Raw genomic sequence first — 14964 nt, forward strand, 5'->3', positions numbered from 1 at the left:
ATTTGAACGATACAAGTTCTTACCTCGGTTTCTTCATTTCACACTCCATCGGAGTTCTCTCCTTGCATCAGAACGTCATCATCACCATAAACCGCACGCCCCATTTGTTCGCATCGGGATGATCCAGATAATTCAGACGGCGGACATAGTCTATGTGCAATATCTTGAAAATATTGTGAATACCCACAGAGCATTCCATGTACGGGGTCTTCGGGTCCATCACAAAGCTGGTAGGACGTCCGTCACGGGTCGGGAACAGGAAGAGCTCGCTGTCACCCGGATGCTTCATCGGATTGTTCTTGTCGGTTAAATGACCATACAGCATCTTGAAGCCGATAGCCTCACGCCACTTCAGTTTTTTCAGCAAAGGAATACGGTTGAAAATCTTACCGTTCAAATCCCACGATACATCCAGAGAGGCGTAACGGTCGTTCAGGAACTCCATATTATTAATCAAGTTGAAAGTCTCGCGCTGCAGGATATAGGACAAGTTGGCCGCCGGCATGATCAGCAACGGGAACGGAACTTTGTTCCACTGCGCACCGCCTTTCACGAACATGTCGATCTTACCCCATGACGAGAACCAGAAACGCTTGTACAGCCCGATCTCTGTCAAGTTATAGTTATACTCTCCGCCCAGCACGCCCTTGAAACCGGCCGTGTGCGACAGCGTAAATACCGGAGCGTCAAAAGAAACCGGAATACGGCGTTGCTTGGTATTGACAAATGTCTCACCCGGAGCGTAACGGAAGGCCAGGGAGGCTTCCATGGTCTGAATCTCAGGAACCAACGTTTTCTGGTCATCATTGGTTATATAGGCCAGACCGCCGGTAGGCTCGTCTGTGCTGTGTTTCACTTCCACCGTGGTCTTCAGGCCAAACTGTGTCTCGTTCTCATACTTCAAGGCGATATTCCGCACGTAGGACATCTGGTCTACCGTAGAAGTCTTGAAAGATACGAACACGTTGTCTTTATCTGTCTTCAGGAACTTATCCGTGGGAGACATCACATCATACTGATAGCTGAACGTGATGGAGTTCTTCGGGAACTCGCGCGGCAGGTATTCCTTCTTGTTGAAAGAGTATTCCACCTCACCCATATACTTGGAACGATGATCCTTGAATCCGTAAGCGTAATATCCCTTGAAGAACAGATGCGGATTCAGGTTGGCCGTGGTCTGCGCGCTCATACGCAGACGCAATCCGTCGATATAGTTATTGGAGATCATGGTGTTTACCGGACCGATATCTACCTTGCTGGGATGCTCCTTGGTCCCGGTTTCCACAAAGTTCTCGATAAACGCCTTCAATACAAAAATCACATATTTGAATCCCGGCATCTGCTCCAGACGCTTTACCAGCATATCCATAGAACTCTCGGTCTGCGTAAGCGGAACCGGCCGGTATTGATTCCAGAAATCGTCTCCGCGCATCATGGCGTCCGCCTCTTTGATCTCGGCCCCCTTACGCTTGAAAAGTTGCTGCGGAAGCTCATCGAAGGCATAATCAGAGTAACGGGTAGTCCTTCGTATCTGGAATCCTTGCATGATCTTCATCAAGGTCATCTCCACAATCATGTCATCGGTTTTCAACACCCACTCCCCATTGGGCAATTGCTCGAACTCCTGAATAATATCCATATTGTCTACAAAGTTCACCCCCGATTTCTTGGGCAGGTTCATTGTACATTTCTTCACCGTATAAGACGAGTCGGCCAATACGTAAAGATGCCCCGTAAAACCGAAGTCCTGCGAGTTATTGGGAACGAAGGTGAGATGGAAACACTTGTCCTTGTCCACGAATGTGGTGTCCATAATGTAAAACTTATAAAAAGAGATGGCATCACTGGACGAAATAGGGCTGATGAAAGGATACTGCAACAGACGGATATCATTGTCGTAAATATTCACATCCGTAAATACATCCTTCAGCACCGTGCTCAGCATATCTCCCGTTGCAAACAGCTCGTTCACCCCCGTAGAGCTCATTCCTTTGATAATGGTCTTCTCACTCTTGGGATGTTTACGGTAAATTTTCTGCGAAGCGGTCTCGTCCACCGAAATAGGAAGGATGAATTTATTGGTTTCCTCGCAAAGTTCGATCTGGTCTTTCAGGAAAGGCATCTTTTTATACATGCCTTTTTCCAGCATCTCGGGAGTCACATCATTCAGTGACATCGTGATCTTCTGATACTTATTGTACTGATAGTAATCGTTCTCGCTCAGCTTATTATTCTTTTTATGAGCGATCACCTTCTTCATCAGTTCCACTGCCGGATTATTCTTACGGGAGTATTTCTCTCGTTTGGGCTTCACCACCACTTCGTCCAGCATGATATCATCCGGTCTCATCCTCACATTCAGGTTCTTGGTGACGCCGGGAATTATATTCACCACTTTTGTTACATATCCCACCGCCGAAAAGGTGAGTTTATTCCAGCCTTTACGGGTTTCGACCTTATAATTTCCATCATTATCGGTAATACTTCCTACGCCTTTTCCTTCATAAAAGACTGACAAGTAGGGTATGGGTTCATTCGTCAATGAGTCTGTTACAACGCCTTGTATATTTTGAGCTGACACCGAAATGCAGCATCCTAATAACAAAAATAGTAGAAACGACTTGATATATTTTGTCTTCATTCTTTTCACCGCTATTTTTATGAGGGAACAAAGTTAAGCATTAACTTAAAAGAAAGTTGCTAATATAAGCTAATAAATACAGAAATCTTACATATTGACCAATAAATAGGTGAAATTTAACACCGGAAGAACCATTATGCAGCAAATAAAAAAGGGGTCTTTTCACAAAGCCCCCTTTTTAAGTTTTCAATAGGTATTAGTTTTTTTTTAAGGTAAAAAGATTGTTTTCAGGATAACGATGCAAATATCGAGCCTTTTTTTAAACCAGCCAAATAAAAAACTATGCCATACAACATGTTTTTAGATTTTTCTGTCTTTTTTGGCAGATTATTATTCAAAATGATCTTTATCGGCCTCATTATATATACAAAGGTAGCAAAAATATAGACTAAAACAGCATTTTAATGAGTTTTTTCTTTTCCCAAGAAATGTCCATCTACCTTATCGCGATGTTTCAGCACCTTTGCATCGATGAAGAAAACAATTTCTTCGGCGATATTGGTTATATGGTCTCCGGCACGTTCCAGCTTACGGATAACGGTGCCGAGTTCCAGGCAAGTCAGGAAATTATCGGGGTGTGTTTCCAGATATTTTGTAAGGACGGCAGGGGCAGCCGCATTGATTTCGTCCAGCAAATTATCTTTACTGAATACATTGAGGGCTAATTCCAGATTTTCTTCATTCAACGCGTTCTTGGTCATTTCGAGCATACCGAGCACTTGTCTCAGCATCTCTTCTATACGCAGGCTGTGGAGCAGTTCACTATCCAGCACGGTTTCCTCGCTTCTCACCACAAAACGGGCTATGCCTTCGGCAAAATCTCCCAAACGCTCCAAATCACTGTTTATCTTGAACATGGCCAGCACAAAACGCAGGTCAATGGCTACCGGATTGTATAGAGCGATAGTGTCCTCTACATCACTGTCTATTTTCAACTCGAACGCATTCACCCTTTTCTCACGGACAATGACTTGCTGTGCCTGGTCACGGTTAAAGGTCAGCACAGCCTCTCCTGCCCTGTCCAGCTGATTGTAAACCAATGTCCACATCTCGTTCACTTCCTTCTTCAGTGATACAAGTTCTGATTCTATAAATTTCACCATATTCTTAATTCTTGTTTTGTTTATCATTATTTCTTTCACCGCAGATTGCGCAGATTCACACTGATTTTAATTTTCCGGACAGAAGAATAAAAAGACAAATCCGTACCATTAGATCTGAAAAGCAAGCAAGCCCGCATCGGGCTGTGGCACATCAGTTCCAGCTTTATCTTATCTCCCATCTGTGCAACGCTGTGATGAATGCTTTACCCGAAACGCCCTGTAATATAATTCTGGGTCGCTTCCTTGCCCGGATTCGTAAATATTTTCTTCGTATCATCATATTCCACCATATTGCCCATATAGAAGAAGGCTGTCTTGTCACTGACACGCGCGGCCTGCTGCATGTTGTGGGTGACAATAACGATGGTATATTCTTTCTTCAGCTCATGAATCAACTCTTCTACCTTGGCTGTAGAGATAGGGTCCAGTGCCGAAGCCGGTTCATCCATAAGCAGAACCGAAGGAGATACGGCCATGGCACGGGCTATGCACAACCGCTGCTGCTGACCACCGGACAGGGCAAACGCAGACTCTTTCAACTTATTCTTCACCTCATCCCACAATGCGGCTCCTTTCAAGGTTTCCTCCACCCTGTGGCGGATAAACTCATTATCTTTCACCCCATTTACCCGAAGACCGTAGGCCACATTCTCGAAAATGCTTTTCGGAAACGGGTTGGGACGCTGAAAGACCATCCCTACGCTCTTGCGCAACTCGTCCACCTGCACGGACTTGTCGTATATATTTCTCCCGTCAATCAAAATCTCCCCCTCCAGACGAGAGCCGGGAATGAGGTCGTTCATGCGGTTGAACAGACGGAGGAAGGTGGACTTGCCACAACCGGACGGGCCTATGAAAGCCACCACCGATTTCTCTTCAATCGTCATGCTTATATCTTTCAGTGCCTGAAAATCACCATAGAAAAAATTTACATGTTTTGCATCTATCTTATTCATATTCTTAATGTTTTAATAATTTGCTGATTTGTCTATGTGCTAATGTACCAATGTCCGTGCGGTACACAGCGCAACCCATCGGCACACCGACAAATTATTAATTCGTTTTTACTTTGTTGGAAAAATACCGGCGGAGTGCATTTGCCAACAGGTTTATAATTAAAATAATAAGGATCAGTACCAACGCCGTACCGTATGCCAAAGGAAGCTGTGACTCCATATCCGTTCCGCTGGTAGAAATCACATAAAGGTGATAAGGCAATGCCATGCATTGGTCCAGAATGCTATGCGGCAGTTGCGGCAGGAAGTAAGCGGCACACGTAAACAAGATGGGCGCCGTTTCACCCGATACACGTCCCAAAGCCAGAATCAGTCCGGTAATGATGTTGGGCATCCCCATAGGCAGAATCACATGCCAGATGGTTTGCAGCTTGGTCGCGCCCAAAGCCAGACTCCCTTCACGGAAGCTGTCGGGAATCGCCTTCAAGGCTTCTTCGGTGGTGCGTATCACCAAAGGTACACAAAGCAATCCCAACGTCAAAGAACCGGCCAGGATGCTGTCGCCGAACCCCATGTATTTCACAAACAGTGCCATACCAAACAAACCGAACACAATGGACGGAATACCGCTCAGGTTATTGGTCATCATCCGGATAAAGCGGACCAGCTTGCCTTTCGGCGCATACTCGTTCATATAAATGCCACTCATCACTCCCACCGGAAAAGCGAACAGCGCACTGCCCGCCATCAGATAAAAAGTACCTACAATGGCCGGCCATATACCGCCACCCGTCATGCCGTCACTGGGCGCCGTGGTCAGAAACTCCCAGCTGATTACTCCTATACCTTTATATATAATAAAACCGAGAATGGCGAACAGAATGAGGACAATGCTATAACTCAACAGTTTGAAAATGCCGAATGCCAGCCATTGCGAACGTCTTTTACGCGCCCCTTGCCCGACAGGGAAAACATCTTGCTTCATATTTTAAATACTTAATTAATCATTTGTCAATCTATCCATATACCCATTGGCTACGCTGTGTGCCGCATGATCATTAGCACACCGGCAAATCAGTACATTATTTATTTGTTCTTGATGAAATATATTCTACACTAAAGTTGATAAGCATCGTGATGAAAAACAACACTACTCCCAACAGGAACAGGGCTTCATAGTGCGCGCCGCCGGCTGGAGCCTCTCCCAGTTCCGCTGCAATAGTCGCCGGAATGGTACGGAGCGGTTCCAGAATAGTGGTGGGTATCACGGCCGCATTTCCTGTAACCATCAGCACCGCCATCGTCTCGCCTATGGCACGTCCGATGCCCAGGACAACGCCCGAAGTGATTCCCGAAACAGAGAAAGGTATTACCACCTTATATATAGTCTGCCAACGGGTAGCGCCCAATGCCAGACTGGCTTCGCGCATGGCACGGGGACAATTCCGCATCGCATCCTCGCTTACGGTAATGATAGTGGGGAGTGCCATGATCGCCAAAACAATACTTCCGGCCAATCCGGTCTCGCCCACAGGCAGATTAAAGACTTTCTGAATAAGCGGTACGATGACTATCAACCCAAAGAAACCGTAGACCACGGACGGAATACCACTGAGCAATTCAATAACCGGCTTCAGAAAACTACGGGTCCGATGGTCGGCCACCTCGGACATATACACCGCCACCGACAAGCCGAAAGGCAAAGCGAACAGGATGGCAAAGAAACTCACCCAAAGCGTACCCGTAATCAAAGGAAGAAATCCGAACTGAGGGGCGGGAGTAGCCGTAGGGAACCATTCCTTTCCAGCAAAAACCTCGTCAAAAGAAATAGACTCGTCTTTCAGCAGGTGGCCCGGAAAATCCTTCTCTATAAACTTGGAGGGAACAAAGGCGATGATGCCTGGATTACCGGCAACGATCTCGCCGATGCACCGGGGGGCTTTCTCGTATTCGGCTCCCAGCTCTTCCTCCGAGAAATAGGAAGTGATATCCTCCAACCGGAAAACTTTAACCTCCGCGTCCGGTCCTCCCAACTCTTTCCAGTTGGTAATCTCTTCGTCAAAAACGTCTTTTATTTGTGCCGCACTCAGTTCCTGCACCGGATTGGCTTTATTCACCGCCAGCACATATCCCTCTTCTATGACTTTTTTATTAAAAAGTCCCAAAGCTTCCGCAAACAAGAATACGACAATCAGCAAAATAGTAATGCTCGTTACAAAACCGCTGCAAGTCAATATCCCTTCTACAATCTTTTCCCAAACTCGTTTCATACAGTTTTAGTCTTCTATTTTAATAACCGATGCAAAAAAAGCCTCTTTATATTAAGGTGATATGAAAGAAGCTTGAAGTATTTGCTACAATTATATTACAAACTTGTTACAAGCAAAGACAATCCTGATCTTATTGCCATTTTCCCGCAAGGACGGATTCAATCCACCCTTGCCGGCGAATATTGCCCGTAACAGAATCGTAACACACCAGTAAAACAAATGACACAAGAAAACGTTTCTTTTGCACACGAATTAATATAAGAACTTATGAATCAATTAAAAGCTCTATTTCTTTTTATTCTATTGGCTTGTAGTCTGAATATTACCGCACAACGCATAAAAGGCAGTGACACGGTGTTGCCTGTGTCACAGGAAACAGCCGAGATTTTCATGAAAGATGATCCCGACCGGCGGGTAACCGTCACCGGCGGAGGAACCGGAGTGGGAATTTCCGCCCTGATGGACAACACGACAGATATCGCTATGGCTTCCCGTCCCATCAAATTCAGCGAAAAGATGAAACTGAAAGCCGCCAAACAGGAAGTGGAGGAAGTAATCATAGCGTATGATGCCCTGGCCGTCATTGTAAACCCGTCCAACCCTGTCAGCCAACTGACACGCCAGCAACTGGAAGCCATATTCCGCGGCAAGATAACCAATTGGAAGCAACTGGGAGGACCCGATATGAAAATTATTGTCTATTCCCGCGAAACCTCTTCGGGAACTTACGAATTTTTCAAAGAAAGCGCCCTGAAGAACAAGAACTACATGAGCAGCAGCTTGTCCATGCCCGCCACCGGAGCCGTGATCCAGTCTGTAAGCCAGACCAAAGGCGCTATCGGCTATGTGGGACTGGCCTACTTGTCCCCCCGGGTGAAAGCCATCGCCGTTTCCTACGACGACGGCAAGCACTATGTACTGCCCAGCCTTGAAAACGGAAAGAAGAAACTTTACCCCGTAGTACGCCCTCTTTACTACTATTACAACGTAGCCAATAAGGAAAAAGTAACCCCGTTCATCGACTATATCCTGTCGCCCCAGGGGCAAAATATTATAAAAAACGGTGGATATATTCCTGTGAAATAAAGGATATCCCAAAAAGAATGCGTACTTTTGCAGCAAAAGTGTAAAATTGATATCACAATGACTGAAATGAACGCTACAGAAGCTACAGAGAAGAAAAGTCTGAACTTCATTGAACAGGCAGTTGAGAACGACCTGAGAGAAGGTAAAAACGGAGGGAAAGTACAAACCCGCTTTCCGCCCGAGCCGAACGGCTACCTGCACATCGGTCATGCCAAAGCCATCTGTCTGGATTTCGGGATAGCTGCACGCTATGGTGGCGTATGTAACCTGCGTTTTGACGACACCAACCCGACCAAAGAAGATATGGAATACGTGGAAGCCATCAAGGAGGACATCCAATGGCTCGGATTCCAGTGGGGAAACGAATATTATGCATCCGACTACTTCCAGCAATTATGGGATTTCGCCGTCAATCTGATAAAGGAAGGAAAGGCTTATATAGACGAACAGAACTCCGAACAAATCGCGGCACAAAAAGGCACTCCCACCCAACCCGGAACCGAGAGTCCTTACCGCAACCGTCCCATCGAGGAAAGCCTGGAACTGTTCAACAAAATGAACAGCGGTGAAATAGAAGAAGGCAAAATGGTGCTCCGTGCCAAAATAGACATGGCAAGCCCCAACATGCACTTCCGCGACCCTATTATTTATCGTGTGGTAAAGACTCCGCACCACCGTACAGGCGAAACCTGGAAAGCATACCCCATGTATGACTTTGCACACGGACAGAGCGACTATTTTGAAGGAGTGACCCATTCGCTGTGTACCCTGGAGTTCGTACCCCACCGTCCGTTGTACGACCTGTTCGTGGACTGGGTAAAAGAGGGTAAAGATCTGGACGACAACCGTCCTCATCAGTATGAGTTCAACAAACTGAACCTGAACTACACCTTGATGAGCAAGCGTAACCTGCTGATTCTGGTAAAAGAACATCTGGTAAACGGTTGGGACGACCCCCGTATGCCGACTCTCTGCGGTTTCCGCCGTCGCGGCTACTCGCCTGAGTCCATCCGCAAATTTGTAGACAAGATAGGTTATACCACTTACGATGCCCTGAATGACTTCGCCCTGCTGGAAAGTGCTGTCCGCGAAGACTTGAACAGCCGTGCCACCCGTGTATCGGCAGTCATCAATCCGGTGAAACTGATCATTACCAACTATCCCGAAGGACAGGTGGAGGAAATGGAAGCTGTCAACAACCCGGAAGATCCGTCGGCAGGCACACACACCATCGAATTCAGCCGCGAACTGTGGATAGAACGCGACGACTTCATGGAAGACGCCCCGAAGAAATATTTCCGTATGACTCCGGGACAGGAAGTGCGTCTGAAAAGCGGATACATCGTGAAATGCACAGGCTGCAAGAAAGACGACAACGGCAACGTGGTGGAGGTATACTGCGAATACGATCCCGACAGCAAAACAGGTATGCCGGGCAGCAACCGCAAAATCAAAGGTACCATCCACTGGGTAAGCTGCGCACACTGTCTGCCTGCCGAAGTACGCCTGTACGACCGCCTGTGGAAAGTGGAGAACCCGCGTGATGAGATGGCCGCCATCCGCGAAGCAAAGAACTGCGACGCACTGGAAGCCATGAAAGAAATGATCAACCCCGATTCGTTGAATGTATTAACCAACTGCTATGTAGAGAAATATCTGGCCGATGCCAAACCGCTGGATTACTTGCAGTTCCAACGCATCGGTTATTTCAATGTAGACAAAGACTCTACACCGGAACATCTGGTGTTCAACCGCACCGTATCTTTAAAAGATACCTGGAGCAAAATCAATAAATAAAAACAAGCTTATGAACTACGACATGTCTTCTTACTTTGAAGACCCGGAATTTAAAGAAGCATTGGCAAAATACGAGGGTATGGTGGAGAACCATACCCCCGCTTATTTTGAAGCTGATGAACTGATCGATATCGCCGAATACTACACTTTAAAAGGAAGACATAAAGATGCAGACAAGGCCATAGACCTCACTCTCCAATTACATCCCGAAAACACAGACGCCCTGGTTTTCCGGATACGCTCCCTGATGCTGCAAAACAAAAAGGAAGAAGCCAAAGTGGTAGCGCAACTCATCGCCAACAGCACCGACCGTGAATGCAGGTTCCTGCAAGCTGACATGCTGATGGAGGAGGACCGCATAGAAGAGGCCGAGGAGATATTCAAACAACTGGTCATGGACGAGGAGTACGAAGTGGATACGCTGCTGGATATCATCCAGGACTATACCAACGCCAATCAGGAAGAATATGCCGGACAATGGGTAGACTGCCTGTTTGCTCATTCCGACATGCAAACCCTGCCCAAAACCAACCAACGCCTCCGCGATGTGCTGTGCGATTATTACAGCACGTTCAACAAGCCCGACTTGGCCATCCCCTACCTGAACATGACCCTGAACGAGTATCCCTATTCCATCGAGCATTGGAACGAACTGGGGAAATGCCATCTGCAACAATGCCAATACGAAGAGGCGAACGAAGCCTTGGATTTCGCATTAGCCATTGATGATGAAAATACAGATTCATTGACTTTGAAAGCATTTGGTTACCACCAGGCAGGCAATTTAAAGGAATCCTGCGACTACTATCTCCGTCTGGCCAATGTGAGCAAGAACAAGACGAAAGCCTATCTGGCACTGGCACAAATCTATCTGGAGATGCGGGATCATGCTTCGGCCATCAGCTATATAGAAAAGCTGATAAACCGGAAATCGGGCCTGACCGACTACGAATTGGCCGAGTTATATTCTGACACGGCGCTCTGTCATGCCTATCTGGGGCATACCGAAAACGGATACAAATATATCAACCAAGCATTGGAGCTGAACGAACATGATGCCGAAATACGTATCGCAGCCGGACGCTTCTTTACAATAGAAGCTCAAAAAAGCGATATCAGCGAAGAGGAACAAGAAAACAACCTCCGCAATGCGGAACATCAATTCACACGTGCATTGGAGTTTACTCCGAAGGAGGAACGGTTTGATGTGCTGTTCAAAATCGGCTCTCTATATTTTGACGAACATAATTTTGAATATGCCAACCAGTACTTCGAACTAATAAACAAAGAATTTCCGGAGGATGCCGATGCCACTTACTTTTTTCTGGCTTACGGTTATTACCACCAGCAGGAATCCGCTTCGTTCATGCACTATCTGGCTAAAATCAGAAAAGAAATTCCGGATATGTACGCCACCATGGGAACCGGCGATACCATACTGATGACCGACACCTACTTCAATGAAGCGCTGCGTGCCATTAAAGAAGATGTCAGCACAGGCAAGATTAACTTAAACAAATATTTATAATAATTTTATGGAATCAGTTGCATTTATCCAGTGGTGTCTGGACCACTTGAATTATTGGACAATAACGTTATTAATGGCCATCGAAAGCTCTTTTATCCCTTTCCCCTCGGAAGTGGTAGTGCCGCCCGCCGCCTATAAGGCTGCCGGAGGAAACAGTGACCTGAATGTATTTCTGGTAGTTATATTTGCGACCATCGGAGCCAATATAGGAGCCATCATCAATTATTATATAGCCTATTTCGTAGGCCGTCCGCTGGTTTATAAATTTGCGAACAGCCGCTTCGGACACATGTGCCTGATTGATGAAGCCAAGGTTCAGAACGCGGAACACTACTTTGACAAGCATGGGGCACTCTCCACCTTTATCGGACGTCTTATTCCTGCCGTCCGCCAGCTTATCTCCATTCCTGCCGGTCTGGCCAAGATGAAATTATCCACTTTCCTGCTGTACACAACGCTGGGAGCAGGTATCTGGAATGCCATCCTGGCAGCCATCGGTTACTATCTGCAATCAGTGGTTCCCGAAGAGCAGTTATTGAGTACCGTCACCGAATACAGCCACGAGTTAGGATATTGCTTTATAGCTATCGGCGTTTTAATAGTAGGTTTCCTGATTTATAAAGGAAGAAAATAAAAAAGAATGAACTTTTTTCCATTTAAATTTGTTATCATTACAGTATCGAACTAAAATATAATAAAATTATGGCAAAAACAGCATTTAAAGGCACACCGGTAACACTAGCCGGAGAATTTGTGAAAGCAGGAACTTCAGCTCCGGAATTTACATTGGTAAAAGGAGATTTGAGCAATTATACATTAAAAGACGGGAAGGGCAAATATCTGATTCTGAACATTTTCCCCAGTATGGATACCGGCGTGTGCGCTACTTCCGTACGCAAGTTCAACCAGCTGGCTGCAAACCAGCCCAATACGGTGGTATTGGCAATCTCTAAAGACCTGCCATTCGCCCAGGGACGCTTCTGCACTACTGAAGGCATCACCAACGTTATTCCTTTGTCTGATTATCGCTATACTTCCGATTTCGCTGAAAAATATGGTGTATTGATGACTGATGGTCCTTTGGCTGGATTATTGGCACGCTCGGTTGTAGTGATTGACCCGGAAGGAAAAGTGGTTTATACCGAACTTGTTCCCGAAATAACCCAGGAACCGAATTATGAGGCCGCACTGAAAGCGGTAAAATAAAAAATGCTTCCCGAAAGAATAAAGAAAACGGCAGAAGATTTTTACAATCTATCCACATAGTTTTTAGGGCAGTTTCCGGCATAGCTTCTTGAAAGTTATGCCGGAAATTTTTATATGTCATGCTTGAAAGATCTATAATCTTGCATGTGAAAGATTTATAATCTTATGCCCGCAAGATCTATAATCTTACATCTTCATCCTTTAGACAAGTACCATTGGTACATTCTGTGTACCCCTTCTTCTATATCAATCTTATGCTGCCAGCCCAGCCGGTGCAATTTGCTTACATCCGTCATCTTACGCATAGTGCCGTCCGGTTTCGTAGCGTCAAAAGTCAGTTTGCCCTGATAACCCACCTCCTTGACAATCTTGTCCGCCAGTTGGGCAATGGTGATTTCTTTCCCCGTACCGATATTGATATGACAGTTGCGGATATCCTTGGAGCCGGCAGCATAGGTATCCTTAAAATCCACATGCTCCATGATATAGACACTGGCATCAGCCATCTCCTCACTCCATAAGAACTCACGCAACGGCTTGCCTGTTCCCCACAAAGTTACTTCCTGCCCGGTTATACCATACTTTTTCAGAATGGAGAGAATCTCCTCATCCGTATGCGAACCGTCTATCCCCTCTACGGGACGAAGATTCATATCTTTACGCACCGCGTCCCAGTCCCCTTCATTCAGGCATTTTCCCAAATGAATCTTACGAATCATGGCAGGCAGCACATGGCTGTTCTCCAAATGGAAATTATCATTGGGACCGTAAAGGTTCGTAGGCATCACGGCTATGTAATTGGTTCCATATTGCAAGTTAAAGCTTTCGCACATCTTCAACCCGGCAATCTTCGCAATAGCATACGGTTCGTTGGTATATTCCAAGGGAGAAGTCAGTAACACATCTTCCTTCATGGGTTGTACGGCATCACGAGGATAAATGCAAGTGCTTCCCAAAAACAAGAGTTTCTTTACATCATGGCGGAAACTCTCCCCTATCACATTCTGCTGAATCTGCAAGTTCTGATAAATAAAATCGGCACGGTAAAGACTGTTCGCCATGATGCCTCCCACATGTGCCGCTGCCAGAATGACATACTGGGGCTGCTCTTCATCAAAAAACTTCTTCACAGCCTGCCCGTCCAGCAAATCCAGTTCTTTGTGAGAACGGCCTACCAGATTGGTATATCCCTTTTGCTGCAAATTATTCCATATAGCAGACCCCACCAGTCCGTGGTGGCCTGCTACATATATCTTGGCTGTTTTTTCCATTATTCTGCTATTTGAGCCTTTAAATACAGTTTCTTCACGAACTTCATATCATGCTTCACCATGATTTTCACCAGTTCGGGGAAAGAAGTCTTACGGGGATTCCAGCCCAGCAACGTTTTGGCTTTAGTGGGATCACCCAACAACTGCTCCACTTCGGCGGGACGGAAATACTTAGGATCGACGGCAACCAGTTCCTTGCCCGTCGCCATATCGATACCTCTTTCATCCACCCCTTTGCCTTCCCAGCGCAATTCAATGCCCACTTCCTTGAAGGCCAGGGTACAGAACTCGCGCACCGTATGGTATTCGCCGGTCGCAATGACAAAATCTTCGGGAGTATCGTGCTGAAGAATCATCCACATACACTCCACATAATCCTTGGCATAGCCCCAGTCGCGCAAAGAATCCAGATTTCCCAGATACAATTTGTCCTGATATCCCTGGGCTATACGTGCGGCAGCCAAAGTAATCTTGCGTGTTACGAAATTTTCACCACGGCGTTCACTCTCATGGTTGAACAGGATGCCGTTCACGGCAAACATACCGTAACTTTCACGATAGTTCTTGGTAATCCAGAAACCATACTGCTTGGCCACCCCATACGGAGAACGGGGATAGAAGGGAGTCGTTTCCTTCTGAGGCACTTCCTGTACCAGTCCGAACAATTCGGAAGTCGATGCCTGATAAATCTTGGTCTTCTTTTCCAGGCCCAGAATACGGACCGCTTCCAACATACGCAGCGTGCCTACCGCATCCGCTTCCGCTGTGTACTCGGGTACATCGAAACTTACTTTCACATGGCTCTGAGCAGCCAGATTATAGATTTCATCGGGCTGTACAGCCTGAATGATACGTATCAGCGAACTACTGTCGGTCATATCCCCCCAATGCAGATTCACCAGACGGGTCTTTTGCATATCACGAACCCACTCGTCCAGATAAAGATGTTCGATACGACCGGTATTGAATGAAGAAGAACGGCGCAGAATACCGTGAACCTCATATCCCTTTTCAATCAAAAACTCTGCCAGGAATGAACCGTCCTGACCTGTAATACCTGAAATTAAAGCTACTTTTTTCATTTCGTTTATTGTAAATGGCCTTAT

The 14964-nt window shown here is 46.2% G+C and carries 12 protein-coding genes; 5 read left to right on the forward strand and 7 right to left on the reverse strand.

Annotated features, from left to right (window positions below):
- Positions 1-67: 67 nt before the first annotated feature.
- The 5 genes from BVU_RS19725 to pstC form a co-directional block, all read right to left on the reverse strand.
- Positions 68-2641: a DUF5686 and carboxypeptidase-like regulatory domain-containing protein gene (locus BVU_RS19725; protein ID WP_005851517.1), complete on the reverse strand. Its 2574-nt coding sequence runs from the start codon at positions 2639-2641 to the stop codon at positions 68-70.
- Between the two features lie 401 nt (positions 2642-3042).
- A complete protein-coding gene (gene phoU, locus BVU_RS19730) occupies positions 3043-3744 on the reverse strand; it encodes a phosphate signaling complex protein PhoU (RefSeq protein ID WP_005851515.1) in 702 nt (233 codons plus the stop codon).
- Positions 3745-3947: 203 nt separating this feature from the next.
- Complete coding sequence (gene pstB, locus BVU_RS19735; protein WP_005843167.1) at positions 3948-4700, reverse strand: phosphate ABC transporter ATP-binding protein PstB; 753 nt, start codon at positions 4698-4700, stop codon at positions 3948-3950.
- A 97-nt stretch (positions 4701-4797) separates the two neighbouring features.
- Entirely contained in the window at positions 4798-5685 is an 888-nt protein-coding gene (pstA, locus tag BVU_RS19740) for a phosphate ABC transporter permease PstA (RefSeq protein WP_005843166.1), read from the reverse strand.
- 97 nt (positions 5686-5782) lie between these two features.
- Complete coding sequence (gene pstC, locus BVU_RS19745; protein ID WP_005843165.1) at positions 5783-6970, reverse strand: phosphate ABC transporter permease subunit PstC; 1188 nt, start codon at positions 6968-6970, stop codon at positions 5783-5785.
- A gap of 267 nt (positions 6971-7237) precedes the next feature.
- On the opposite strand from pstC, the gene BVU_RS19750 reads away from it, so the two are divergent.
- The 5 genes from BVU_RS19750 to tpx all read left to right on the forward strand — a co-directional run bounded on the left by BVU_RS19750 (position 7238) and on the right by tpx (position 12587).
- Positions 7238-8056 carry a PstS family phosphate ABC transporter substrate-binding protein gene (locus BVU_RS19750; protein WP_008671314.1) on the forward strand — a complete coding sequence of 273 codons (819 nt, stop codon included), beginning with the start codon at positions 7238-7240 and terminating at the stop codon, positions 8054-8056.
- 57 nt (positions 8057-8113) lie between these two features.
- A complete protein-coding gene (locus tag BVU_RS19755; protein WP_005843162.1) occupies positions 8114-9853 on the forward strand; it encodes a glutamine--tRNA ligase/YqeY domain fusion protein in 1740 nt (579 codons plus the stop codon).
- 10 nt (positions 9854-9863) lie between these two features.
- On the forward strand, positions 9864-11381 hold the full coding sequence (locus tag BVU_RS19760) for a tetratricopeptide repeat protein (protein WP_012055959.1): 1518 nt from the start codon (positions 9864-9866) through the stop codon (positions 11379-11381).
- Positions 11382-11388: 7 nt separating this feature from the next.
- Positions 11389-12015, forward strand: coding sequence for a DedA family protein (locus tag BVU_RS19765; RefSeq protein WP_005843160.1), 627 nt, complete (start codon positions 11389-11391; stop codon positions 12013-12015).
- Positions 12016-12083: 68 nt separating this feature from the next.
- Positions 12084-12587, forward strand: a complete 504-nt coding sequence (tpx, locus tag BVU_RS19770) for a thiol peroxidase (RefSeq protein WP_005851502.1) — start codon at positions 12084-12086, stop codon at positions 12585-12587.
- A 194-nt stretch (positions 12588-12781) separates the two neighbouring features.
- On the opposite strand, the gene BVU_RS19775 is transcribed toward tpx, so the two are convergent.
- Together BVU_RS19775 and gmd are read right to left on the reverse strand one after the other, a co-directional pair.
- Positions 12782-13858: a GDP-L-fucose synthase family protein gene (locus BVU_RS19775; RefSeq protein WP_012055960.1), complete on the reverse strand. Its 1077-nt coding sequence runs from the start codon at positions 13856-13858 to the stop codon at positions 12782-12784.
- Positions 13858-14940, reverse strand: coding sequence for a GDP-mannose 4,6-dehydratase (gene gmd, locus BVU_RS19780; RefSeq protein WP_012055961.1), 1083 nt, complete (start codon positions 14938-14940; stop codon positions 13858-13860). Before gmd ends, BVU_RS19775 begins: the two co-directional genes overlap by 1 nt.
- Positions 14941-14964 lie beyond the last annotated feature (24 nt).

The sequence above is a fragment of the Phocaeicola vulgatus ATCC 8482 genome (assembly GCF_000012825.1).
Taxonomy (GTDB): domain Bacteria; phylum Bacteroidota; class Bacteroidia; order Bacteroidales; family Bacteroidaceae; genus Phocaeicola; species Phocaeicola vulgatus.